Source organism: Nonomuraea sp. NPDC049709, assembly GCF_040674815.1.
Classification (GTDB): Bacteria; Actinomycetota; Actinomycetes; order Streptosporangiales; family Streptosporangiaceae; genus Nonomuraea.
In genome coordinates this window covers 119,077-144,277 of record NZ_JBFANM010000029.1, presented here as the reverse complement: position 1 = coordinate 144,277, position 25,201 = coordinate 119,077, and the positions used below count along the sequence as shown (strand labels likewise).

Sequence of the window (25,201 nt, the reverse complement as noted above, 5' to 3'; positions counted from 1 at the left end):
CCGTGGCTGACGTTGGAGCTGCCCTGCGCGCCGGTGGACCAGGGGGCGGCGTGGAAGAATGTGTGCGCGGGCCGGCCGGCCGCCAGCAGCCCGCGCCCGTCCCGGGACAGCCGCTCGAACCGGTACGCGTCCACGGACTCCCGATCGACCGCCAGCCGGTACCCGGTCCCGTGGAACTCGATCAGGTCAGGCGGCAGGTTCCGCCTGAGCCGGGAGATCTGCGCCTGTATGGCGTTGGCCGCCTCCGCCGGGGGCCGGTCGCCGTACTGGCCGTCGATGAGTCGTTCGACGCTGACCAGCCGCCCCGCGTCGAGCAGCAGCATCGCCAGCAGCGCACGCGGCCGGGGGCCGCCCACGGCGATCGGGTCGCCGCCGGCCGGCCGCACCACGAGCGGGCCCAGGACACCGAACTGCACGCCCCCGATTGTCCCTCAACTGACCAGGCGAAACGGAATTATCGGTATGCCTACCGATGCACATACGTATTTTCCCGCGGGGGGCGAGGGCCTAGCGTCTGGCGGCAACAAGGCGAAACGGTCCGCTCGCTTTCCCATCACCCTCCATCACCCCCCAGTTTCCCTGACATCTCCGCGAGTCCAGGCGATCCCGGACGACGCGGCGGCCGTCGTGCGCTCACAAGCGCCCGGCGGCCCGGGGGAACCGCCGAAAGGAGCACCCCAGCGTGAAACGCAAAGCCCTGCTCGCGGCGGTCGTGTGCATCGCCACGGCCGCGACGATGGCGTTACCCGCGGCATCCGCGAACGCCGCCCCTCCAGGGGCCGCCAAGTCCCAGGAGACCAGGCTCGCGGCGGCCGACCCCGAGTCGCTCGCGGCCGCGGTGGCGGACAAGGCCGTCTCCAGCCAGTTGGACGAGCTCACCAGGGGTCCGGACGAGGCGTACAGCCGGGTCTCGGCCACCCCCGGCGCGAGCGACATGTTCTACGTGGCGTACGAGCGTACGTACAAGGGCCTGCCCATGGTCGGCGGTGACGCCGTCGTGGTCACGGACGCGGCGGGGCACGTCAGGGACACGGTCGCGGCGACCGGGCCGAGCCCGCGCGACGTGCCGACCAGGGCCACGATCAGCGCCGGGCGGGCCACCGAGGTCGCCAGGACCAGGCTGGAGCGGGTGGACGACACTGCCGAGCCGCGCCTGGTGGTGCTGGCCTGGGGCGAGCGGCCCCGGCTGACCTGGGAGGCCGTGGTCAGCGGCATCGCCGGGGGCAAGCCGAGCATCCAGCACGTGTTCGTGGACGCGCGCACCGGCAAGGTCGCCGACTCGTACGACCTGGTACGCGCCGGCACCGGCACCGGCTTCTACAACGGCCAGGTGACGATCGGCACGAGCGGCTCCGGCAGCTCGTACTCGATGACCGACACCAGCAGGCCCGGCATCCAGTGCGGCGGCCAGGGAGGCACCGCCTACACCGGCACGGACGACACGTGGGGCAACGGCTCCGGCGCCAACCTGGAGACCGCCTGCGTCGACGCGCTCTACGGCGTGCAGCGCGAATGGGAGATGCTGCGCGAGTGGCTCGGCCGCAACGGCATCAACGGCAGCGGCCGCGGCTTCCCCGCCCGGGTCGGGCTGAACGAGGTCAACGCCTACTGGAACGGCAGCTACACCAACTTCGGCCACAACCAGGCCAACACCCAGCAGGCCACCCCCATCGACGTCGTGGCCCACGAGTACGGGCACGCGATCTTCCAGACCACCCCGGGCGGCGCCGGCTCGGGCAACGAGAACGGCGGCATCAACGAGGGCACCGGCGACATCTTCGGCGCGCTCACCGAGCACTACGCCGGCAACCCCAACGACCCGCCGGACTACCTGGTCGGCGAGGAGGTCAACCTCGTCGGGCAGGGGCCGATCCGGAACATGTACAACCCGGGCGCGCTCGGCGACCCGAACTGCTATTCCTCCTCGATCCCGAGCACCGAGGTGCACGCGGCGGCCGGTCCGCTGAACCACTGGTTCTACCTGCTGGCCGAGGGCAACAACCCCGGCGGCGGCAAGCCGTCCAGCCCGATCTGCTCCGGCGGCCCCTCCTCGGTCACCGGCATCGGCATCCAGAAGGCCGGCAAGATCTTCATGGGCGCGCTCGGCCGCAAGACGTCCACCTGGCGCTACTCGAACGTCCGCGCGGCCTCCGTCGCGGCCGTCATCGAGCTGTACGGTGCGAGCAGCGTCGAGTGCAACACCACCAAGGCCGCCTGGAGCGCGGTGAGCGTGGCGGCGGCGTCGGGCGAGCCCGCATGCGGCACGCCGGGCAACGACTTCTCGCTCTCGCTCAACCCGTCGTCCGGCAGCGCGGCGCCGGGACAGCAGCTCACGGTCACGGTCGGGACGCAGACGACCTCGGGCAGCGCGCAGACGGTGAACCTGGCCGCGGCCGGGCTGCCGGGCGGCACCACGGCGAGCTTCAGCCCGTCGCCGGTGACCTCGGGCAACTCCTCGAGGCTGACGCTGTCGGTGGGCTCGGCCACGGCGCAGGGGTCGTACCAGATCATCGTCACCGGCGCGGGCACGACCACGCACACCGCCACGTACGCGCTCACCGTCGGGCAGGGACCGGGCGGCGGCGACCCGCCGGACATCAGCCTGAGCAACGTCAAGGCGCACCTGACACAGTTCCAGTCGATCGCGACCGGCAACGGCGGGAACCGCAGGTCCACGGGCAGCGGCTATCTCCAGTCCGTCTCCTACATCGAGGAGAAGCTGCGCGCGGCCGGCTACACCGTGGCACGGCAGAGCTGCGGCACGACCTACTGCACCGGCGGCGCGGGCCCGAACCTGATCGCCGACTGGCCGGGCGGCGACGCGAACCAGGTCATCATGTCCGGCGCGCACCTCGACAGCGTCTCGGCCGGACCCGGCATCAACGACAACGCCTCGGGCTCGGCCAACCTGCTGGAGGTCGCGCTGACCCTGGCGCAGAAGAACCCGGCACTGGCCAAGCACGTCAGGTTCGGCTGGTGGACCGACGAGGAGCAGGGGCTCAACGGCTCGGAGTTCTACGTCGCCTCGCTCAGCGCCACCGAGCGGTCGCGGATCAAGGTCTACTACAACTACGACATGACCGGCTCCACCAACGGCGGCTACTTCATCAACAACATCACCACCGCCGGGGCCGCCTACCTCAAGGAGTTCTACGACCGGCTGAACCTCCAGCCCGAGGAGAACGTCGAGGGCGCCAACCGCTCGGACGACGCCTCCTTCCGCAACGCCGGCATCGCCAGCTCGGGCGTCGCGGCGGGCGCCAGCGCCACGAAGACGTCGGCGCAGGCGGCCAAGTGGGGCGGCACGGCCGGGCGCGCGTACGACTCCTGCTACCACGCGGCCTGCGACACCTCCGCCAACATCAACGACACGGTCCTGGACCGGGCGGCGGACGCGGCGATGTACGCGGTCTGGAAGCAGGCGGTCGGCGACACCCCGCCGCCGGCGCGCGACTTCTCGATCTCGGCGAACCCGGCCTCCGGCACCGTGCAGGCGGGTTCGGCGGCGACGTCCACGATCGGCACCGGCACCACGGCGGGCACCGCCCAGACCGTGAACCTGGCGGCGAGCGGGCTCCCGACGGGTGCCTCGGCCACGTTCGACCCGGCCTCGGTGGCCTCCGGCGGGTCGGCCACGCTGACGGTCTCGACCGCGCCCACCACACCGGCCGGGAACTACACCGTCACGGTGACCGGCACGGGCGAGACGGTCACGCGTACGACGACGTACGCGCTGACCGTGCAGGGCACCTCCGGCGGCCGGACGTTCACGAACGGCACGAACTATCCGATCGCCGACTTCAGCAACACCCAGAGCTCGGTCGCCTCCACCGCGACGGGCGCCGCGACCTCCCCGGTCCGGCTGTCCATCACGATCAGCCACACGTGCGCGGAGGACCTCGACATCTGGCTGCGCGGCCCCAACGGCACCTGGTACGCGGTGGACCGCTACGGCGGCACGACCTGCACCGCGTACGGCACCAGGACGTTCTCCGTCCCGGTGACCCAGCAGGCGGCCGGCACCTGGGTGCTCGACATCGAGGACGTCTACGCCGGTGACACCGGCTTCCTCGACTCGTGGAGCATCACGGTCTAGCCGCCCGATCACTCGGGGGTGGCGGGCCCCGGCCGGTCGTCCGGCCGGGGCTCTCTCACGTCCGCCCGCGTGCGCACGCCGAGCTTCTGCAGCACCCGCGCCACGTGCGTGTCCACCGTCCGCTGCGACAGGAACAGCACCTCGGCGATCTCCCTGTTCGTCCGCCCGAGCGCGACCAGCCTGGCCACCTCGCTCTCCCGGGGCGACAGGACGCCGTTGCCGGCCTTTCTGCCCCGGCGCGGCGTGGCGGTCCGGCCCCGGTCGGGGCCGATCTCGCGCAGCAGCCGCCGGCAGCGGGCCGCGTCGTGGGTGGCGCCGAGCGCCGCGTACCGCTCGCCCGCGTCGGCGATCAGCTCGGTGGCCCGCTCCCGGTCCCCGAGCGCGAACCGGGCGCCCGCCTCGGACTCCGCCGCCCGCGCCGCCGAGTACGGTCGCGGCATCGCCAGGTACGCAACCCGCGCCCCGGCGTAGCACCGCGCCGCCTCCTCGAACGCGCCCGCGTCCCAGGCCAGCACGCCCCTGGCGAGGTCGAGCCCGGCGTGCGCCGACGGCGCGGTCCGGCCCTCGATGCCCGCCGCGAACTCGGCCACCAGCCCCGCCGCCTCCGCCGGCCGCCGCGCCCTGAGCAGCGCGGCGACGGCGGCCGGCACGAGCTGGTCGCCCCACACCCACACGCCCTTGCGCCGCAGCCGGGTCACCGCCAGGTCGGCCGCGCGCACCGCCGGCTCCAGCGCGCCCCTGGTCAGGTGCAGCTCGACCAGCCCGCTTGAGCCCGCCACGGCGACCGGCAGGAACCCCGAGTCGAGGTCCCGCACGCCGGCCACCTCCAGGTGCTCGCCGGCCTCGTCCCACTCGCCCCTGGCCAGGGCCAGCACGCCGAGCGCGAGCCGGGCCTCCACCGCCAGCAGCGGCGCCTCGTACGTCATCTCGACCGCGGCCACCGCCCGCTCGCGCAGGCCGTCCCAGCGGCCGGTGAGCAGGTCGAGCCGGATCGACGACATCTCCACCAGGAACACCGGGTAGAGCGCCCCGGTCTCCTCGGCGACGCGCCTGCTCTGGTCGGCGAAGCGGCCGGCGGCGGCGTAGTGCCCGAGGGCGAGCGCGGCGTCGTACAGGTTGGAGTAGCCGCGGGCCACCTGCCTGCGCACGGCCGTGGACGGGTCGTTGACCGGCAGCGTCTCCGCCAGGTCGAACGCGTCCGGTGAGCCGATCATCATGATCAGGCTCACCCGGTTGGCCAGCACGGCGGCGGCCAGCTCCGGATCCTGGCCCGCCACCAGCAGCTTCTCGGCCTGCGCCATCCACTCCTCGTGCACGGCCAGCGGCTCGCCGCCCCACGCGGGCATGGCCAGCAGTGCCAGGCCGCGGGCGGCCAGGCAGGGGCTGTCGGCCAGGTCGGGGAGCGCGGCCAGGATCTCCTGCCGGCCCGCGGTGATCGCGCCGGCCTGGTTGGACAGCAGCACGCCCAGGTTGAGCCGGGCCTGGCCGCGTACCTTCCTGGACAGGAAGTCGTCGGAGAGCAGGTGGCGCAGGATGCGGACGACGCGGCGGTGCGACAGGCCGACCGCGGCGACCCGGCTGAGCCGCAGCGCCAGCGGGCCCCGGGCCTCGCGGGGGAGTTTCGGGTCGGCGAGCAGCCCTTCGAGCAGCTCGACGGCGAGCGGGATGTCGCCCAGGGCGGCGGCGTGCTCGGCCGCGGCGCCGCCGTGCCGCTGCCAGGCCGCGAAGTCGCCGGCGCGGCGGGCGTGGTGGGCGAGCTGGACCAGGGGCGGCGGGTCGAGCGCGGCCAGAGCGGCCATGGCCCGGCGGTGGATGAGGCGGCGGTCGGGGCCGGGGATGGCGTCGTAGACGGCCTGCCGGGCGAGGTCGTGGCGGAAGCCGTACTGGCCGTCCTGGTGCTCCAGCAGCACGCCGGCCTGCAGCGCGCGGCTCAGCCCGGACTCCGCGGGGTCGTGGCCGGAGACGGCGTTGATCAGCGGCTCCTCGGCCGGCAGGCCCAGCACGGCGGCGGCGCGCACGGCGCCCAGCGCGGCCGGCGACAGCCCGGTGAGCCGCTCGGCCATGGCCTCGCGCAGCAGCACCGGCACGGCCATGCGGTCGAGCGCCGCCGGCTCGGGTAAGCGGCCCTCGTCATCGAGCAACGAGCGCACCACCTCCTCGATCACGAACGGCACCCCGGCGGTGCGCTCGTGCAGCCTGGCGGCGAAGGCCGCGGTCGGCTCCGCCTGGCCGAGCAGCGCCCCGGCCAGGCTGCGCACGCCGTCGACGTCGAGCGGCGTCAGCGAGATCACCTCGCTGCGCACGCCCGGCGCCCGCCGGTAGGCGTGCCCGAACGGCAGCCCCGGCACCGGCAGCTCCTCCCTGCGGAACGTCACCACCAGCGCCAGCCCGTCCGGCGGCTGGTCGGTGAGGAAGCGCAGCAGGTCACGGGTGCCGTCGTCGGCCCAGTGCAGGTCCTCGACCACCAGCACGACCGGCCCGGCCGCGGCCAGCAGCGCGTGGACCGCGCGGAACAGGTGGTGCCGCTCGGCCCGGGGGTCGTCCATCGGGGGCGGGGACGGGGCCGGCGGCAGGCGTCCCGCCAGCTCGGGCAGGTAGCCGCGCAGCGCTCCGGTGACCGGGCTGAGCCGGTCGCGGTCCGGCAGCGCCGCGGCGACGTGACGCAGGGCGTCGAGGACGGGTCCGTACGGGAAGGGCTCGCGGATCTGGTGGCAGTGGCCGAGCGGCACCGTTCGCCCGCCGCCGGTGAGCGGCCCGATCGCCGCCCTGACGAGGCTGGTCTTGCCGATCCCGGCCTCGCCCTGCACCTGGGTGACGGCGGGCGGGCTGGTGATGGTGCTGACGAGTAATCGCAACTGGGCGTCGCGCCCGACCAGCGCAGGAGAAGCCAGGCTTGCCATCGGGGTCTCCGTAACAGTGCGGTCTACTCCCCCTGTCGGAATACCGTTATCCTCTCCCGGTCAGCCGCGGTCAAGCCTGCTGCGGGGTCCTGCGCGGGAGGCGCCGCCGCGGAGAGTCAGGCCTTGTCCGCAGCCGGAGCCCTCGCACCTTCCGCCGGTAGGCTGACCGCATCATGGACAGCACGCTGGGGCTGCGCGAGCGCAAGAAGGCCGAGACACGTCAGGCCGTCCACGAGGCGGCGCTGCGGCTCGTGGTCGAGCACGGCCTCGACGCCGTCACGGTGGAGGCGATCGCCGACGCGGCGAACATCTCGCGGCGGACGTTCTCCAACTACTTCTCCGGCAAGGAGGACGCGCTGCTCTACGGCGAGGAGCAGCGCATCCGGACCCTCGTCGACCAGGTGAGCGCCCAGCCGTCCGAGATGCCGGCCTGGCAGGCGCTGCGGGCCTCGATCGACCAGCTGCACCAGCAGCTGGGGGAGCCGGAGCGCGAGTGGGCGCTGCGCGCCCGCCTGGCCAGGCGGCACCCGGCGCTGCTGGCCCGGCAACTGGCGAACCACGCGGCGCTGGAGCGTGACCTGACGGAGGTCATCGCCGACCGCCCCACCCCGGTGCCGCCCCGGGTGCTCGCCGCGGCCTTCCTGGTGGCGTTGCGGCTGGCCACCCATGTGTGGACGGAGGAGCAGGAGGCGCGCACGTTGCGCGAGGTCATGAGCGAAACCCTCGACCAGATCGCCCGCCCCTTCACCTGACCCGCCCCTTCACCCGGCCCGCCCCTTCACCCGGCCCACGCCGCCCGGCCCACGCCGCCCGGCCCATCCCGCCCGGCTCCCGTCGGCCCGCCGCCGGGAGCCGCCGCTGCGTCCGCCCGCCGGCCCACACCCCCTCTCTCCCGGAGGACGGCAACCCCCGCGCCCGCAGTGGCGACGCGCGTGGCGGAGGTGGGCAGTGTGCGAGCGCCCGTCCCGTCAGGCACGGGACGGGCGCTCGGTTCGGCGGCTTCAGGCCGGCAGGTTCCACTTCTGCGGGTCGAGCCCGTTGCAGTCGTAGATCTGCAGCTTGGTGCCGTTGGCGGTGGCGCCGCCGGGGGCGTCCAGGCAGCGGCCCGACTGCGGGTTCAGCAGGGAGCCGTTGGCCTGGGGCACCCACTTCTGGCCGCCGTTGGTGTTGCACTGCCAGAGCTGGACCTTGGTGAAGTTGGCGGTGCCGTTGGCGTCGATGTCCAGGCACTTGCCGAAGGCGCGCAGGGTGCCGTCGGGGTGCCGCGACCAGCGCTGGCCGGTCGCGGTGCCGCAGTCCCAGAGCTGGGCGGCATTGCCGTTGGTGTTCGTGTTGGTGTCCACGTCGAGGCACTTGCCGGCGCCGGCCGGGCCGGTGATCTGGCCTGCCGTGCCGGGGAGCGTGCCGAGGCCGTACCTGACCTGGCACTGGTTGCCGGTGAGGTGGGTGGCGGCCAGGTAGAGGAAGTCCGTGCCGTTGGCCAGGGGCACGATGGGCGAGCTGTAGCCGGGGCAGGACGGCTCTCCGGGGTTGTAGCCGCCGGTGGGGGAGACGTTCACCGGGGCCTCGATCTCGGTCCACGCGCCGGCGCCGAGATTGGTGTTGGCGAACAGCACCTGGCCGGATTCGCCGAGCACGGTCTTGTTGCCGGCCGGGCCCGCCACCACGCGCTGGCCCGACAGCAGCAGCGTGCCGTTGGGGCCGCCGCCGGGCAGCCAGGCGACGTACGGGGTGTGCAGCAGCTCCCGCGCGTCGGAGGTGCGCACGAGCGTGCCCGCGCCGGTTCCCCAGCTCAGGCCGTTCGCGCTGGTCTTGACGTAGACCTCGCAGGCGTGGTCGGCGTCGATGGCGTCCCGGCACATCTCGTACGCCATCAGGAACGTGCCGTTCGGCAGCGCCGTCACGATCGACATGCCGGGCCTGGCCAGGTTGTCGTTCGGGAAGGCCACGTCCTGGGTCATCGTGGCGCTCCACGACTGCCCGCCGTTCGTGGAGGTGTAGTGGCCGATGACCTGGTTGTTCGTGGCGGTGTTCGCCGGTCGCTCGTCGGAGATGAAGCAGGCCAGGGTGTTGTTCGGCGCGAGCAGGAACCACGGCTCCCAGATGCCGTGCCCGATCGTGTCGGGCAGGCCGCTGGTCTGCGTGCAGTTCGACAGGTACGTCCACGTCACGCCGTGGTCGGTGCTCTTGAACACCTCGACCTTCTGCGCCGTGTAGTCGCCGTCGACCCAGGCCGTGCCCGCAGCCAGCAGGTCGCCCTGGTTGAGGCCGTTCGCGGTGCGCGGCACCTCGTACAGGACCGGGGCCCCGAGGCCCCAGCCCGGGGTGTGGCTGGTGATGGTCGAGATCGGGTTCGCCGACCAGGTGCGGCCGCCGTCGGTGCTGCGGTGGATCGGGAACGAGGCGGGCGCGTTGTGGTTGCGCCGGGCGAACGTGGCCAGCATCGTCTCGTTCGGCGAGCCGTCGTGGTCGAGCCTGACTGCCCTGGGATAGCTGGCGTCACCCTGGGGGAACGTGGTCAGGTTCGGCGAGTAGAGCACCTGGCCGGCCGGGGCCGCCGAGGCGGGACCGGCCAGGGCGCCGAGGCACGTGGCGATCAGGGCTAACGCGGTCAGTAGCCGCGCGGGGGGTGTGAATCGCACTGCTGCTCCTGTTCTCATTTGGCGGATGTCGCCGATTGCCGGATGTCTCCGATCAGCGGTTGCGTTCGATCAGCGGTGGTCTTCGATCAGCGGTTGTCTCCGATGACGAAGCCGGTGAAGGTGTCCACGTCCACGGCCGAGCGGGCCAGGACAGTCCCGTCGCCGATCAGCGCGATGTGCAGCCGCCCGCTGGTCCAGCCCTCCGGCAACGAGGCGTGCACCTCGGCGGCCCCGCTGAGCAGGAACGGCTTGGCCTCGATCCACGGCCCCGCGGAGCCGGGCTCGTCGGGGGTGGCGCCGAAGACCGGGGTCCAGGCGGTGTGCAGGTGGCCGTTGACCGGCTCGGTGCCGTGGTGCGAGACGCGGACGGGCACGCTCACCTCGCGCGACTCGCTGAGCAGGTCCCGGCCGGGCGCGACGGGGACGACGTCGAGCACGAGCGTGGTCGTGGCGTTCACCTCGGCCGGGTCCACCCCGGCCAGGTCCTTGGCCCGGCGCTCGAAGTCGAGCAGGCCGGCCGACTCGTGCTCGATGTCGTACAGCTCGGTGTAGACGTAACCGGCCACGCGGTCGTGGCGGCGCAGCTCCTGGGTCTGCCAGCGCAGCTGCCAGCCCCGCTCGACGGAGGTGAAGCCGGTGCCGTACTCGCTGTTGAGGTTGGGCAGGCCGCGCAGCGGCTGGTCCGGCGTGCCGGCCAGCTTCTTGCGCACCACGAAGTCGGGGCCGAGCTTGACGGGGAAGTCGTCCTGGCCGCCGTCGAGCAGCGCGGCGACCGTCCGGCCCCAGGAGGCGGCGGACTCGTCGTAGTAGTGCCAGTCGAGCAGGTCGGTCTTGACGTGGGTCCAGCCGGAGTTGTCGACCGCGGGCCGGCTCGCGTCGAGGCTCTTGAGCAGGTCGTACGCCTGCGCCGTCGCCTGCTGCTTGGCCGGGTCGCCGGGGATGTCCCAGTCCAGGCCCCACTCCTCGTTGTACAGGCCCCAGATGACGATCGCGGGCGAGTTGCCGTCCCGCTCGACCATGGGCGCGACCTGCTCCTCGAACGCCGCCACCGAGTCGGCGGAGAAGCGGCCGGTCGCCGCGGGCTCGGCCCACACGAGCATGCCGAGCCGGTCGGCGTGGTGGACGAAGCGCGGGTCCTCCAGCTTGAGGTGCTTGCGCACCAGGTTGTAGCCCGCCGCCGCGGCCAGCTCGATGTCGTGGACCAGCGCGGCGTCGTCGGGCGCGGTGATCCCGGTACGCGGCCAGTACCCCTGATCGAGCACCCCGCGGACGAACAGGCGGTCGCCGTTGAGGTACAGGTCCTCGCCGATCACCTCGATCCGCCGCAGGCCGGTGTAGGCCGCGACCTCGTCGGTGCCGTCGGCCGAGGTCAGCGTGGCGTCGACGTGGTAGAGGTGCGGGTCCTCGGGCGACCACAGGCGCGGTTCGGCCACCGGGATCTCGGCCTCCGCCAGGCCGCCCACGACCGGGATCTCGATCGTGGTGCCCGTGCCGCGCAGGCTCAGCCGGAGCAGGGCCTCCTCCGACGGCCCCGCCACCCGCGCCTCGACCTCGATGGCGTCCAGCCCCTCCGAGGGGCGCAGCTTCAGCGCGGCCACGTACGTCGCGGGCCGGGCCTCCAGCCAGACGCTCTGCCAGATGCCCGACGACGGGGTGAAGCAGACGCCGTCGAAGTCGTCGCGCGGGATGCTGCGCTGCTTGCCGTGCGCGATCTCGCGCTTGTCCAGCGGCGCGGAGACCCGTACGACGACCTCCTGCCGCCCTTCGACGAGCGCATCGGTGATGTCGGCCTCGAACGGCGTGTAGCCGCCCCGGTGGGTGGCCACCTCGACGTCGTTGACGTAGACCGTGGCCTCGTGGTGCACGGCTCCGAACTGGAGCACGACCCGCTGCCCGCCCCACTCCGCGGGCACGGTGAACGAGCGGCGGTACCAGGCCACCGGCAGCCAGTGGGCCTCGATGCCCGACGCGGGGGTCTCCCAGGCGAAGGGCACGGTGATGGTCCGGTTCCAGTCCTGCTCGGTGTCGGCCCGGAAGTCCCAGTCGCCGTTCAGGCTCGACCAGCTGTGCGACCGGTCGAAATGGGGCCGGGGATATTCCGCACGCGGCGTCATGGTGCTCTCTTTCATGTGATCGGGGTCAGCCCTTGACGCTGCCCGCGAGGATGCCGTTGATGAAGTGGCGCTGCAGCAGAACGAAGATCACCAGCAGCGGCAACATGGCGATGCTCCCGGCGGCCAGCAACTCGCCCCACACGGTGGCGAAGTCGGCGCCGATCCGGTTGCCGGTGACGTTCTGCGCCAGCGTGGACAGCACCACCTGCAGCGTCTGGTGCGCGGTGTCGTTGACGGCGACGACCGGCCAGACGAAGTCGTTGTAGATGTTCATGGTGGTCAGCACGGCCAGCGCGGCCAGGCCGGGGCGGATGACCGGCAGCACCACCTTGTAGAAGATGCCGAACTCGCCGGCCCCGTCCACCCGCCCGGCGTCGATGAGCTCGTTCGGGATGACGGCGATGGTCTGCCGCATCCAGAAGATGCTGAACGCGTCGATGCTGCCCGGCAGGATCAGCGCCTGGTAGGTGTTCACCCAGCCCAGCGCGCTCATCTCGAGCAGCAGGGGGATGATCAGCACCAGCGTCGGCAGCATCAGCGTCAGCAGCACGATGCCGAACAGCAGGTTCTTGAACGGGAAGTCGTACTTGGCGAACGCGTAGCCGGCCAGCGGGCAGAAGAACATCGTCATCGCGCCCTTGACCACCAGCACCAGCGCCGTGTTGGCGAACCCGGTGCCGATGGGCACGTCGGCGAACATGGCCTGGTAGTTGTCCAGCGTCAGCTCGCCGATCGACAGCGGGCTGGCGATGATCTCCGCCGCGGGCTTGAGCGAGGAGCTGACCGCCCACCAGATCGGGTACAGGAACGCGATCGCGAGCAGCACCAGCAGCGCGTACTGCACGATCCCCGGCCTGGGCTGGTTCATGAGACCTCGTCTTTCGGGCGCAGCAGCCTGACCGAGACCAGCGACAGGCCGAAGACCAGCAGGACCAGCAGGAACGAGTTCGCGGCGCCGGTGCCCAGGTCCGAGGCGGTGATGTGCTCGTACAGGTAGAGCCCTGCGGTGGTGGTGGAGCCGTACGGGCCGCCCTCGGTGACCACGAACGGCTCGGCGAACATCTGGAAGACCGCCAGCGTCTGGATGACCACCAGGAACGCCATGCTCCGCCGGACCAGCGGCACGGTGATCGACCAGAACTGGCGCCAGCGGGAGGCGCCGTCGAGGGAGGCGGCCTCGTACACGCCGCCGGGGACGGCCTGCAGGCCGGCGAGCAGGATGATGATCGCGAACCCGGTGGTCTTCCACAGGAACAGCAGCGCCAGCGTCGGCTTCGACCACGCCGTGGAGGTCAGCCAGCCCACGTCCGGCAGCCCCACCAGGTTGAACAGGTAGTTGACCAGTCCGTAGTCCTGGTCGAACACCACGATCCACACCTGCGCCATGGCCACCAGCGGGGTCACGAACGGCGCGATGAACGCCACCCGGAAGAACCCGCGCAACCGCAGCTTGGCGTTGGCCAGCAGCACCGCGCCGCCCAGCCCGGCCACGACCTGGATCGGCACGATGAGCAGCCACATGACGGCGCTGTTGCCGAGCGAGGCCCAGAAGTCCGGGCTGGTCAGCAGGTAGAGGTAGTTGTCGAGGCCCACCCAGCGAGCCCCGCTCCCGCCCCGCCAGCGCATGAAGCTGAGCTGCAGCGCGTAGATCAGCGGGTAGATCCCGAAGGCGGCGAAGACCACGAAGAACGGGGCGATGAACAGGTACGGCGACAGCCGCGTGGACCGCCAGAGCCGCGGCCGGGACCGCGCGTGGACGCCGCTCGTGAGGCTCGCCGTCATGACCGGTCGATCAGGTTGCGCTGGATCTTCTCGGCCGACTCCGAGATCACTTGGTCAGGCGACATCTTGCCTTCCATCAGGCGTTGCATGTTGTTGCCGAGGTAGTCCACCGACTGGGCCCACCACCACGGGATCGGCGCGGCGGCCGGGATGGTGGCGGCGGCCTCGACGGCGACCTTCCACAGGTCCTGGCCACCGAGCGCCTCGATGGGCTGGAACAGCGGCTTGGCCGGGTCGAGGGCGGGCGTGTAGCTCGGGATCGAGGTGGACAGGCCGCCGGGGTAGACGTCGTTGGGGCCGTACACGGCGGTGTAGCCGGGCTCCTTGAAGCAGAGGAACTCGTACAGCAGCCAGGCCAGCTCCGGGTTCTTGGCCTTGGCCGGGATGATGAAGCTGCTGCCGCCCATCGCGCCGCTGCGCGCGCCGCCCGGCGTCCAGGCCGGCAGCGGCGCGGCCCGCCACTTCCCCTCGGTGTTCTTGAGGAGTTGCTGCGGCGCGAACGACCACCAGATCGCCCACGGCACGAACACCTGCTGGCCGTTGTCGAGCGTGTTGACGTCGGCCTGCTCCAGGTAGGGGGCGTGGGTGACCAGCCCGTCCTTGACCGCGGTCTGGATCCAGGTGAAGATCCGCCGGTATTCCGCGGAGTCCAGCCGCAGCTTGCCCTGGGCGTCGGTGAGGCTCGTGCCCTGCTGGTTGGCCAGCATCTCCAGCCAGAGCTGGCTGAGGAACGGCGTCTTCTCCAGGTGGATGGGCTTGGTCCTGGGGTCCTTCTCCTTGATCGTCCTGGAGGCGGCGAGCAGGTCGTCGTACGTGGCCAGGCTCGCCGGGTCGACCCCGGCGCTCTCCAGGACGTCCTCGCGGTACCAGAGCAGCCCGGGGTCCAGGTCCCACGGCACGCCGTAGATCTTGCCGTCCACCGTGTTGACCGACAGCTTGTACGCCGAGGTCTGGCCCTTGTACGGCGCGATCAGGTCCGTCAGGTCGAAGAGGTGCTCGGCCTGCCCGCCGATCTTGGCGTCGTCCCAGAAGCTGCCGTCGGGCACGTCGGTCCCGCTGATCAGCGTGTTGGCCAGCTTGGCGTCGATGTCCACGGCCTGGTGGTTCACCTTGACGTTCGGGTACGCCTGGCGGAACTTGGCGATCGCCGCGTCGAAGACCTTGAACAGGTCGCCGGATCGGTTCCAGATCGTGATCTCGCCCTTGGCCGCGGACGTCGTGGCGGTCGGCGCGGCCAGCTTGCTCGGCTGCGCGCTCGTACCGCCGGGGGCGGCGCACGCGGCGGCCAGAGAGCCGGTGGCGGCGAGTGCGCCGATGCCCAGGGCTCCCTGGAGAAAACCGCGACGGCCTATGCGGGGTGTGGACATCTTCGACTCCTCGCCGGACGGGGGAAGGTGTTGTGAGGGCTCTGCAACGATGCAGACATAATGCATACTCGTGTGCAACGATGCAAGAGCGGATTTAGGATCTTCCCAAGACCAGCAGCCGGAGGTATAGGAGACGCATGGCCGGTCCAACCCTGCGTGACGTCGCCAAGCGGGCGAACGTGTCCATTCGCACGGTGTCCAACGTGGTCAACGGTTACGCGCCGGTCTCCGACGAGCTGCGCGCGCGGGTGCAGGCCGTCCTGGACGAGCTCGACTACCGTCCCAACCTCATCGCCCGCAACCTCAAACAGGGGCGTACGGGGATGATCGCCCTCGTGGTGCCCGAGCTGGACGTGCCCTACTTCGCCGAGCTGGCCCGCGAGGTGATCACCGCCGCCCGCGCCCACGGCTACGTGGTCATGATCGACCAGACCGACGGCGACGGGGACCGGGAGCGCGAGCTGCTCGGGCGGGACTCGCGGGCCACCATGTTCGACGGCCTGCTGCTCAGCCCGCTGTCGGTCTCCGCCGAGGAGCTGCGCGGCCGGGGCAACCGGATCCCGATCGTGCTGCTCGGCGAGCACATCTTCAACGGCAGCTTCCCCCATGTGGCCATCGACAACGTGGCCGCCGCCCGCGACGCCACCGCGCACCTGCTGGACCTGGGCCGCCGCCGGGTGGCCGCGATCGGCGACCAGCCGTACGCGACCGGCGAGACCGCCCAGCTCCGCACCACCGGCTACCGGCAGGCGCACACCCGCGCCGGCCTGGAGGTGGACGATTCCCTGATCGTGTCCACCCCGCACTTCCACCGCCGCCTGGGCGCCGAGGCCATGGAACGGCTGCTCGCCCTCCCCGAGCCGCCGGACGCGGTGTTCTGCTACAACGACCTGCTCGCCCTGGGCGCGATCCGGGCACTGACCAGGGCCGGCCGCCGCATCCCCGACGACGTGGCCGTGGTGGGCGTGGACGACATCGAGGAGGGCCAGTACAGCACGCCCAGTCTGACCACGGTCGCCCCGGACAAGGGGGAGCTCGCCCGCCGGGCGGTGGACACGCTGCTGGAGTCGATCCGCGGCGAGCTCGGCTCACCCCCCGAGATCGTGGTGCCCCACCGGCTGATCGTCAGGGAGAGCACGGCAGGCGAGATCCCGGTCTGAACCGGGCTGATGACGGTAGTGCCGGGACCACCTCAAGGTCTCGCCGCAGCACCCGTGCCCGCGCGTGCGACCGCGGCTTGGATGGCCGGTATGACGATTCCTGGACGCTGGATCGAGGGCACCGGTCTGGTGCTCGGCCCGTTGCTGCTGCTCGCCGGGGTGCTCACCCGGCTCGGCGAGGACGACTTCTTCCCCGGCCAGCTGGCCGCCCACGCCGCCGCCCCGGGGCGGATGGCCTGGTCCTACGGCCTGTACGCGGCCGGGGTCGTGCTGCTGTGGCCCGCCGTGACCGCCCTGGCCCGGCTGATCAGGGTGAGGTGTCCCGGATGGGCGCAGTGGGGCCTCACGCTCGTCGTGCTCGGGCTGTTCGGGCGGGTGTTCCACGCCGGGGTGAGCCATCTGGCCTTCCAGCTCGTGGACGTGCTCGGACTGGCGGCGGCCCAGCGGGCGGTGGCGGAGACGTACGGCGCCTTCCACGTGTTCAAGGCGGTCAACGTGTGCATCATGGGCGGCTGGATCGTGCTGGCCGTCGGCGCCTACCGGGCCAGGGCGCTGGGCCTCGCCCGGAGCGTGGCCCTCGGGCTGGCCGCCCTGCTGCCGCTGGGCGTGCTCAAGGGCAGCAGCGACCCGATCGCGCTGGTGGCCCTGGCCGGGCTCGCCGTCGCGCTGGTGCCGCTGGGCCTGTCCGTGCTGAGGCAGGGGCCCGCGCCCCGGTGGTGGGCCGCGGGGCTGGCGGTCGCGTTCGTCCCCGTGGCGTTCCTCCTGGGGCTGGCCGGTTGACCGCAGGCGGGAGACCGGCGCCGGCACCGAACGGTCACGACAGGGCGATCTCGAAGTGCACGGTCTGGAAGTGCTCGGGATCGCCGTCGCGGGCGTCGAACACCGGCTCGGCCACCGACCTCCAGAACTTCTCCGCCCCCGCCACCCGGGTGTCCGTGTGCAGGTAGAGGGCCCGGTAGCCGCCGTCGGCGGCGACGAAGCGGCGGGCCCGGGCGACCATCTCCCCGGCCAGGCCGCGCCTGCGGTGAGCCGGGTCCACGTACACGCGGAAGAGCTGCGCCGTGGAGCCGTCCGGGTACAGCCTGGCCAGCCGGTCCGGATGCGGCGGGCTCTTCGGGCCGCCCGCGCGCACGGCCGTGGTGCCGACCACCTCGTCGCCGTGCAGCGCCACGATCAGCGTGTGGCGGGCGGGCAGCAGGTACGTGCCCGCCAGGTCGACCACGTCCCAGTGCCACTCGGGCCGGTAGCCGTGGCCGAACTCCCGGTAGAACGTGTCCAGCATGACCCGCCGCGCGCCGTCCAGATGGCGGGCGGCGGCGGGCCGGACGGTGTAGGGATTCGTCATGGGCTGTTCTCCGATCTGACGCGACCGCCGTCGAGCTCCACGACCCGATCGGCGAGCCTGGCCACCACGTCCATGTCGTGGCTGATGAGCAGCAGGGTGAGCCCGAGGTCGCGGCGCAGCTCGTCGAGCAGGTCGAGGATGGCGGCCTGGACGAGGGTGTCCAGGCCGGAGGTGATCTCGTCGCAGATGAGCACCTTCGGCTCGGCGAGCAGTGCGCGGGCGAGCGCGGCCCGCTGGAGCTCGCCGCCCGACAGGGCCGCCGGCCTCCGTCCGGCCGTGCGCTCGTCGAGGCCCACCCGCTCCAGCACGGCCCGCGCCCCGGCCGCCGCCTCACCGGCGCTCGCGCCGCGCAGCCGTACGGCGGTGCGCGCTACCTGGGCCGACACGCTGCGGTACGGGTCGAAGGAGGCCCTGGCGTCCTGGAAGACGTACTGCACGTCGCGGGCCCGGGACGGGAGGTGGCGCGGAAGCGGCCGGCCCGCCAGCGTCACCGTCCCCGCGGCGGCCCGGTGCAACCCTGCGACGCACCGAGCCAGGGTGGTCTTCCCGCTGCCGGACCTCCCCACGACAGCCACACACTCCCCGGCGGCGACGCTCAGGCTCACCCCGCGCAGCACCGCCATCCGCCGATGCCCAGCCACCAGCCCCCGCACCTCCACCAGACCCCCCACACCCCCGCCCGGCCCCGCCTCCACGCCACCCGAACGTCCGCCTTCACGCAGCGCTCCCTCCGCGCCGCCGCTTTCGACCGGTGCCGCGTTCGCGACGTGGCCTTCGGCCTGCGCCGCCCAGGAGGCGCCCGCGCTGCCGCTTTCGGCCGGTGCCGCGTTCGCGACGTCGCCGCCGCCGGTTCGGTTGGCGCTGCCGGCGTTGGCCTGGCCGGTGCTGCCGTCTTCGGCGTGCTCCCTCCTCGACGTCTCCGCGCTGTCACCGGCGGCTCGCCCTGTGGCCGGTGCTGGGGCTCCGGAGGCGGGGTGGGCCGGGGAACTCGTGGGTCGGGACGGTGGGGCGAGGCGGGTGGAGAGCAGGCGTTGGGTGTAGTCGTGTCGCGGGGCGTCCAGGACGGCGGCGGCCGGGCCCGACTCGACGATGCGGCCCCCGTGCATCACCGCCACCCGGTCCGCCAGCGCGCGCACCATGGCCAGGTCGTGGCTGAGCAACACCAGGGCGATGCCCTGCGCGCGCAGCCCGCGGAACTCCTCGATGACCTCGCCCCGGATGAGCCCGTCCTGACCGGTCGTCGGCTCGTCGGCGACGATCAGGACCGGATCGAGCAGCAGCGCCTGGGCCAGCACGACCCGCTGCTGCTGGCCGCCGGAGAGCTGGTGCGGGTAGCGTCCGAGCAGCTCGACCGGCAACCGCGCCCGCCGCGCCGCCTCCCGCACCCGCTCCTCGGCCTCCCCGGCCCGGCCCCATGGCGGCCTGCGCCTCCGCGCCCGGACGTCACCTGCCAGGTCCTGCGGCACGTCGAGCCTCGGTACTTCGCCCGCGCTCTGGTGGCGGGCGATCTCGCGGAGGACCCCGCCCACGCGGCGGGCCGGGTTGAGCACGCTCGACGGGTGCTGCGGCACGTACGCGACGGCGCCCGGCGCGCGGCGTACCTCGCCCGAGAGCCGCACCCCCGGCGCGTGCTCGCCGAGCAGCGCCAGCCCCGTCGTGGTCTTGCCGCTGCCCGAGGCCCCGACCAGCGCGAGCACCTCGCCGGTCGCCAGCTCGAAGGACACCCCGTCCACCAGCGCCCGCCCGTCCACCTCCGCGCGCAGCCCGGAGACCTGCACGATCATGCCCTGCCGCCCTTCCGCACTACCCGGTCGAACGCCAGGTTCAGCCCCACCGACAGGGCCACGATCAGCAGCGCGGGCACCAGCACCGCCCACGGCTGCAGGAACATCCCCGTCCGGTTGCGATCCACCATCACCGCCCAGTCACTCGCGTCCGGGGCCATGCCGACACCCAGGAAGCTGGCCGAGGCGACCAGATAGAGCGCCCCGACCAGGCGCACGCCGACGTCGGCCACCAGCGTCGTGAGCATCGACCGGCCGGTGTAGCCGATGGCGCGCCGCCACCACGTCTCCCCCTGCAACCGCAGGGCCTCCATCGCCGTCCCGCCCGCCGCCTCCAGCGCCGCCGCCCGCGAGATGCGTACGACCTCGGGCAGCCCGATCAGCGCCACGATCACCACCAGAGCGGCCGGCCCCGGCGAGAACAGCGCCGCCAGCATGATGAGCAGCAGCAACGACGGCACCGCCAGCAGCAGGTCGAGCGGGCGCATCAGCAGCTCGTCCACCCACCGCCGCCCGGCCAGTGCCGCCGACATACCCGCCACCATGCCCAGCGGCACCCCCGCCGCGTACGCCAGCAACGTCGCCAGCACCGCCACCGCCACCACGGAACGCCCGCCGAGCAGCACCTGCTCCCACACGTCCCGCCCGACGAAGTCGGTGCCGAGCGGGGGCACGGCGGCGAAGGAGATCCCGCGCGGCTCGGGCGTGCCCGCCAGCCACGGCCCGGCCAGCGCGAGCACCAGCGGCACGGCCAGCAGCAGCACCCCGGCCCCCCGGCGCGCCCTCATCGGGCACCCGCCGGGACCAGCCGGTACGCGCCCAGGTCGGCGGCCAGGTTCACGGCCACCGTGGTCGTCGCGAACAACACGCACAACGCCTGGATCACGGGGATGTCCCTGGCCGCCACCGAGTCGTTCAGCAGCGTGCCGAGCCCGGGGATCACGAACACCGACTCCACCACGATCACGCCGCCCAGCAGCCAGTCCGTGGTCCTGGCGAGCTGCTGCACGCCGGGGGCCAGGGCGTTGGGCAGCGCGTGCGTCAGGCGTACCCGCCAGGGCGACAGGCCCAGCCGGCCGGCGTGCGCCACGTAGCCGGAGGCCAGCGCGTCGATCATGCCCGCGCGTACCAGGCGGCTGATCGAGCAGACCGGCCGGGCCAGCAGCACCACGAGCGGGAGCACCAGCAGCGCGGGCTGCTCCAGCAGGTTTGGCGGCGCGCCGACCGCCGTCGGCGGGAACCAGCCCAGCCGCACCGCGAACAGCGCGACCAGCACCACGCCGAGCGCGAACTCCGGGATGGAGTACAGCCCGACGGTCACGGTGGTGAGCACCCGGTCGAGCAGGCGGCCGTGCCGCACCGCCGCGATCACCCCGGCCCCCACCGAGAGCGGTACGAGCAGGAGCAGCGTGATCCCGGCCAGGACGAGCGTCGGCGGCAGCCCGTCGGCCAGCACCTCGGCCACCGGACGGCCGGAGACCAGCGAGACGCCCAGGTCGCCGCGCGCCAGCCCGGCCAGCCAGTCCGCCCACCGCCCGACGGCGGGCCGGTCCAGTTCCAGGGCGTGCCGGAGCTGGGCGATGCGCTCCTCGTCCGGGATGTCCCCGGCCAGCACCACGGCGGCGTCGCCGGGCAGCGCCTCCGTGAGCACGAACACCAGCGTGGCCACCGCCACGACCTGCACCGCGCCGAGCAGCAGCCGGCGCAGCGCGTAGCGGGTCAGATTCACGTGAAACTCGCTCTGGTTCTCATCCCAGCCAGACCTTGTCGAACCGGGCCCAGTCGAGCGTGTTGGCGGGGGCGTTCGCGACGCCGCGCAGCCTGGGGGAGGTGCCGAGCAGCCAGTCGGCGAAGCCCCAGATGAGGAAGCCGCCCTCGGCATGCAGCGTGCGCTGCATCTCCTGGTAGATCTCGCGGCGCTTGGCCTCGTCGGGGCTGGCGACCGCCTGCTCGTAGAGGGCGTCGAACTCGGGGCGGGCCCATTTGGTGGCGTTCGTGGTGGAGTTGGTGAGCAGCCGCTGCGAGAAGTGGGTCTCGATGGGCATGGCGCCGGAGCGGTAGCAGCAGATGGTGCCCTTGTTCAGTACGTCGGCCCAGTACGTGTCCTTGTTGCCCACCTTCGCGCTCACCTCCAGCCCCGCCTGCCGGGCCTGGTCGGCGAAGACGCCGGCCGCCTCCAGGAAGCCGCTGGCCGCCGCCGAGGTGTCGAGCTGGATCCTCAGCCCCTTCGCCCCGGCCTTGTCGATCAGCCATCTGGCCTGGTCCAGGTCGGGGGTGCGCTGCGGGATGCCGGCGGCGTAGTAGAGGTAGTCCTTGCCGAACAGGTCGTTGCCCACCTGCCCGGCCCCCGCGAGCACGCTGTCGATCATCTGCGACCGGTCGGCCAGCAGGAACATGGCCTGGCGTAGCCGCGGGTCGTCGAAGGGCGGCCGGTCCACCTTCATCGCGAACGCCTGCATGCCGCTGTTGGCCAGCCGGACGACCGACATCCGGCCGCCGTCCTGGTGGGTGCGGGCGGTGGCCGGGGTCAGGTCGTGGGCGTACTCGGCCTGGCCGCCGAGCACGGCGTTCACCCGGGCGGACTCCTCGTTGGCGATGAGGTATTCGAGCTCGTCCACGTACGCCGCGCCCTCCCAGTAGTCCGGGTTGCGCTTGAGCAGCAGCGAGCGCCCCGGCCGGAAGGACCCGAACGCGAACGGCCCCGACCCGACCGGCCGGCTGAACTCGTCGGCGCCCTCCGGCACGATGTAGGCCCCGAAGGCCGCCAGCACGTTGGGGAACTCGGCGTAGGGCCGCCGCAGCCGGAACTCCACCGTGCGCTCGCCGACGGCGCGGCTGTTCGTCAGATCGATGAGGGCCAGGTTCGCCTTGGCGCGGAAGGTGCGCTTCTCGTCGGCGATGCGGGCGTAACTGTGGAGGACGTCCGCGGCGCGTACCGGCCTGCCGTCGTGGAAGGCGGCCTCGCGCAGGGTGACCCGCCACGTGCCGAGCTTCGCGTCGGCCTCCCAGCCGGAGGCCAGGCGGGGCACGATCGAGACGTCGGTCCCGTAGTCGGCGAGCTTGTCGAACATCGCCTTGGACCTCGACGCCTCCAGGAACAGGTTCGCCAGGTGCGGGTCCAGGCTCTCCTGGGCCCCGCCGCCGGCGAACACCGCGCGCAGCCGGCCGCCCTTCCTGGGCTGCGAGGACGCGGTGCCGCCGGAGGGCTGGGCGGCGCATCCGGCCAGGGCCACGGCGGCGGCGGACAGGAAGGCACGACGATCTAGGCGCATGGCCGACAATGGTAACGATTTTCATTTATGGTGCAAACTCCCCCTAATCGGTGAGGAGTTTGATGATCGCCACCACCCCGATGCACACGATCACCCCGCGCAGCACCGGGGCGGGCAGCTTGCGGCCCAGCCGGGCGCCGAGGAACCCGCCGGCCATCGAGCCCAGCGCCACCAGCAGCACCGCGAGCCAGTCGACGTCGGCGACGAGGGCGTACAGGATGGCGGCGGCGCCGTTGACCAGCACGACCAGCACGTTCTTGGCCGCGTTGATCCGCTGCAGGTCCTCGTCGATGAGGATGCCCATCAGGCCGATGAGCAGGATGCCCTGGCCGGCGCCGAAGTATCCGCCGTACGCGCCGGACGCCAGCGTGCCCAGCCACAACCACGGGCCGCCGTGCGCGTGCCGGGGCCGGTCGGCGAGCAGGCGGTTGAGCCTGGGCTGGATCATGACCAGCGTGCAGGACAGCGCGATGAGCACGGTGACGACCGTCGTGAACGTGCGCTCCGGCAGGTTGAGCAGCAGCAGGCCGCCCGCCAGCGCCCCCGCCAGGGAGGCGGGGGCCAGGCGGAGCAGCCGTTCGCGCTGGCCCTTAAGCTCGTTCCGGTAACCCATGACACCGGTCAGCCCGCCGGGGACCAGGCCGATGTTGTTGGAGACGTTGGCCGTGATCGGGGGCAGGCCGACGGCGAGCAGGGTGGGAAAGGTGATCAGGGATCCCGAGCCGACGACGGTGTTGATGGCCCCGCCCGCGACGCCTGCCGCGAGCACGGCGACCATCTCCCAAGGTGTCATGCTGTCGGACTCTAGGCCATGTCTTACTAGCTAAGACGAAACGTACCGCGATTTGAGACGGGAATCACCGCCCGGTGATCACCTCGATCTCGTAGACCCTGGCCACGTCCAGGGCGTTGCCCGACGGATCGGTGATCAGCAGGCGGACCTGGTCGGCCACGGCGCCCGGCACCGTCACCGTCCCGGAGGTGTTGCCGGTGACCGTGCCCAGCGCCTGCCAGCCGGTCGCCGTCCGGGCCTCGACCGTGAAGTCGCGCAGCACGTCGGTGCCGGGCACCGGGGCCCTGGTGTAGCCGGAGTGCACGCGTACCTCGTCGAACGCCACGTGCTTGCCGAGGTCCACGGTGATGACGGGCGCGGTGTCGCCCTCGGCGGAGATCCACCGGCTGTCGTCGGTGCACAGCCCGTCCACGGCCTTGGCTCCCTCCGTGCCGGCGCGCAGCACGGACGAGACGGTGACCGAGGCGTTCAGCGCGGCGTTCGTGCCACCGCCTGACGACCCGGCAAGGCGCCGGGCGATCGCGGCGAACGGCTCGCCGCCGCCCGGCACGCCGGTCCTCGGCACCGTGGCCCGCCAGAGGGCGCCGGTCAGCGGGGCGGTGACGTACAGCAGGTCAGTGCCGTCGGCTGCGCGCTGCGCGCGCAGCCGTTGGAGGCCCTGTCGCACTTCGCCGAGCGTGCTGAACGTCCACGGGGCCGTTCCGGACCGCTCGGCCCGCACGACCTGGCTGCGGGTCCCGCCGCAGCCGCTCGCCTCCGCGACGAAGTAGACGCGGGTGGTGGGCCCGGCGTGGGTGACGCCGATGGCGGCGGAGTTGTCGACGGGGAAGTCGCCGTTGGCGACCACGGTCTCGCGGCGCCAGGCCGTCCCGGTCCACGTCGCGTACCGGACGTCGAAGCCGGAGAAGGTGCTGCCGGAGCGTGCGGTGAGATAGCGGTAGGCGATGCCGGCCAGGCGGTCGCCCACCACGGCGAGCTTGGCCGTCTGCACCGCCCGGCTGGTGGACGTGAGCGTCTCGTCGCCCTCGTAGGGCTGGTAGACGACGGGCGCGTCCGACGGGGGAGCCAGCGGCATGGCGAGCGGGTCGCCCGCCACGTCCGCGAAGGAGCCGTCGGCCGGGTCGAACACCGCGTACGAGCCCAGGTGCCGGTGCGTGGTGGCCGGCCACGGGCCCCACTCCCACAGCACGTGAACGCGTCCCGCCGTGTCCACCTGGAGGTCGTCCGGGTAGAAGGAGTAGCCGTGACCGGCGGCGACCACGGCCACCGTGCTCCAGGCGTCCGCGGCGGTGTCGAACCGGTAGAGGCGCCCGCCACGGGTGCGTTCGGCGTCCTGGTCGGCCCTGGCCATGACGTAGGCGTCGCCGTCCTTGCCGCGTACGGTCACCGGATAGGTGAAACGCAGGTCGCGGTCGGGGAGCTGGGCGGCGGCCTCGGCCATCGAGGTCACGTCACCCGGCCTGGTGCTCTGGTAATAGCGCCAGGAGTTGTTGTGCATGGAGACGAAGGCGTGGATGCGGCCGTCGCCGTCCACCACGATCGACGGCTGGTTGTGGCCGACGTCGTCGACGTAGGTGACGCAACCGCCGCCGGCGGCCGGCAGGCAGCCGTCGCGCCACACGCCGTCCCCGCCGCGGGCGGCGATGTGCACCTCGTGCCGGCCGGCCTCGGCCGCCGGCGCGTTGTAGGCGAAGTAGTCCACGCCGCGGAAGGAGTCGAGCGGGCGCCACCAGCCGGCCTGGTTGGAGGAGTCCACGGTGAAGGGCAGCCGTTCCGGAGCCGGCTGGGCGGCCGCCAGGTCAGCGACGGCGTGGGCCTGGGCGGCCGCCAGGTCGGCGACGGCGTGGGCCTGGGCCGCCGCCGGGGTGGCGGGGGCGAGCGTCTGAGTGGCCGCGGCGAGCAGGGCCGCGGCGGTGATGAGCGAGCGGGTTCTGAGCACCGGTGTT

The 25,201-nt window shown here is 72.6% G+C and carries 18 protein-coding genes; 4 read left to right on the top strand and 14 right to left on the bottom strand.

Features of this window, described 5'->3' with window-relative positions; translation table 11 throughout:
* Positions 1–416, bottom strand: a 416-nt coding sequence (locus AB0J69_RS28395; RefSeq protein ID WP_364123117.1) for a winged helix-turn-helix domain-containing protein, incomplete at its 3' end; no start/stop codon positions are given.
* Positions 417–682: 266 nt separating this feature from the next.
* Between AB0J69_RS28395 and AB0J69_RS28390 the strand changes: the two genes are divergently transcribed.
* On the top strand, positions 683–4,096 hold the full coding sequence (locus AB0J69_RS28390; protein WP_364123115.1) for a M28 family peptidase: 3,414 nt from the start codon (positions 683–685) through the stop codon (positions 4,094–4,096).
* Between the two features lie 8 nt (positions 4,097–4,104).
* Here AB0J69_RS28390 and AB0J69_RS28385 read toward each other — a convergent pair whose 3' ends face one another.
* On the bottom strand, positions 4,105–6,996 hold the full coding sequence (locus AB0J69_RS28385) for an AAA family ATPase (RefSeq protein WP_364123113.1): 2,892 nt from the start codon (positions 6,994–6,996) through the stop codon (positions 4,105–4,107).
* Between the two features lie 173 nt (positions 6,997–7,169).
* Here AB0J69_RS28385 and AB0J69_RS28380 point away from each other — a divergent pair, with 173 nt between their 5' ends.
* Positions 7,170–7,748 carry a TetR family transcriptional regulator gene (locus AB0J69_RS28380; RefSeq protein ID WP_364123112.1) on the top strand — a complete coding sequence of 193 codons (579 nt, stop codon included), beginning with the start codon at positions 7,170–7,172 and terminating at the stop codon, positions 7,746–7,748.
* Positions 7,749–7,997: 249 nt separating this feature from the next.
* On the opposite strand, the gene AB0J69_RS28375 is transcribed toward AB0J69_RS28380, so the two are convergent.
* From AB0J69_RS28375 to AB0J69_RS28355, 5 genes are all read right to left on the bottom strand, one after another.
* Positions 7,998–9,638: a ricin-type beta-trefoil lectin domain protein gene (locus tag AB0J69_RS28375; protein WP_364123110.1), complete on the bottom strand. Its 1,641-nt coding sequence runs from the start codon at positions 9,636–9,638 to the stop codon at positions 7,998–8,000.
* 86 nt (positions 9,639–9,724) lie between these two features.
* Complete coding sequence (locus tag AB0J69_RS28370) at positions 9,725–11,752, bottom strand: sugar-binding domain-containing protein (protein WP_364123108.1); 2,028 nt, start codon at positions 11,750–11,752, stop codon at positions 9,725–9,727.
* 25 nt (positions 11,753–11,777) lie between these two features.
* Entirely contained in the window at positions 11,778–12,620 is an 843-nt protein-coding gene (locus AB0J69_RS28365; RefSeq protein ID WP_364123106.1) for a carbohydrate ABC transporter permease, read from the bottom strand.
* Positions 12,617–13,534 carry a sugar ABC transporter permease gene (locus tag AB0J69_RS28360; RefSeq protein ID WP_364123104.1) on the bottom strand — a complete coding sequence of 306 codons (918 nt, stop codon included), beginning with the start codon at positions 13,532–13,534 and terminating at the stop codon, positions 12,617–12,619. Before AB0J69_RS28360 ends, AB0J69_RS28365 begins: the two co-directional genes overlap by 4 nt.
* Positions 13,531–14,901 carry an extracellular solute-binding protein gene (locus AB0J69_RS28355; RefSeq protein WP_364123102.1) on the bottom strand — a complete coding sequence of 457 codons (1,371 nt, stop codon included), beginning with the start codon at positions 14,899–14,901 and terminating at the stop codon, positions 13,531–13,533. The genes AB0J69_RS28360 and AB0J69_RS28355 overlap by 4 nt, the downstream gene beginning before the upstream one ends.
* Positions 14,902–15,038: 137 nt before the next feature.
* On the opposite strand from AB0J69_RS28355, the gene AB0J69_RS28350 reads away from it, so the two are divergent.
* Together AB0J69_RS28350 and AB0J69_RS28345 are read left to right on the top strand one after the other, a co-directional pair.
* Positions 15,039–16,061 carry a LacI family DNA-binding transcriptional regulator gene (locus AB0J69_RS28350; RefSeq protein ID WP_364123100.1) on the top strand — a complete coding sequence of 341 codons (1,023 nt, stop codon included), beginning with the start codon at positions 15,039–15,041 and terminating at the stop codon, positions 16,059–16,061.
* A 90-nt stretch (positions 16,062–16,151) separates the two neighbouring features.
* Complete coding sequence (locus AB0J69_RS28345; RefSeq protein ID WP_364123098.1) at positions 16,152–16,841, top strand: hypothetical protein; 690 nt, start codon at positions 16,152–16,154, stop codon at positions 16,839–16,841.
* Positions 16,842–16,875: 34 nt separating this feature from the next.
* Here the strand turns inward: AB0J69_RS28345 and AB0J69_RS28340 are convergent, their stop codons facing one another.
* The 7 genes from AB0J69_RS28340 to AB0J69_RS28310 form a co-directional block, all read right to left on the bottom strand.
* Positions 16,876–17,406, bottom strand: coding sequence for a GNAT family N-acetyltransferase (locus AB0J69_RS28340; RefSeq protein ID WP_364123096.1), 531 nt, complete (start codon positions 17,404–17,406; stop codon positions 16,876–16,878).
* The gene (locus tag AB0J69_RS28335) at positions 17,403–19,190 is read right to left on the bottom strand and encodes an ATP-binding cassette domain-containing protein (RefSeq protein WP_364123094.1); all 1,788 of its coding nucleotides are present in this window, start codon (positions 19,188–19,190) and stop codon (positions 17,403–17,405) included. Before AB0J69_RS28335 ends, AB0J69_RS28340 begins: the two co-directional genes overlap by 4 nt.
* Positions 19,187–19,978, bottom strand: coding sequence for an ABC transporter permease subunit (locus AB0J69_RS28330; RefSeq protein ID WP_364123093.1), 792 nt, complete (start codon positions 19,976–19,978; stop codon positions 19,187–19,189). The genes AB0J69_RS28335 and AB0J69_RS28330 overlap by 4 nt, the downstream gene beginning before the upstream one ends.
* On the bottom strand, positions 19,975–20,919 hold the full coding sequence (locus AB0J69_RS28325) for an ABC transporter permease (RefSeq protein ID WP_364123091.1): 945 nt from the start codon (positions 20,917–20,919) through the stop codon (positions 19,975–19,977). Before AB0J69_RS28325 ends, AB0J69_RS28330 begins: the two co-directional genes overlap by 4 nt.
* A gap of 19 nt (positions 20,920–20,938) precedes the next feature.
* Positions 20,939–22,462 carry an ABC transporter substrate-binding protein gene (locus AB0J69_RS28320; protein WP_364123089.1) on the bottom strand — a complete coding sequence of 508 codons (1,524 nt, stop codon included), beginning with the start codon at positions 22,460–22,462 and terminating at the stop codon, positions 20,939–20,941.
* Between the two features lie 43 nt (positions 22,463–22,505).
* Entirely contained in the window at positions 22,506–23,255 is a 750-nt protein-coding gene (locus tag AB0J69_RS28315; RefSeq protein WP_364123088.1) for a sulfite exporter TauE/SafE family protein, read from the bottom strand.
* A gap of 64 nt (positions 23,256–23,319) precedes the next feature.
* Entirely contained in the window at positions 23,320–25,194 is a 1,875-nt protein-coding gene (locus tag AB0J69_RS28310; RefSeq protein ID WP_364123086.1) for a BNR-4 repeat-containing protein, read from the bottom strand.
* Positions 25,195–25,201: the final 7 nt, after the last annotated feature.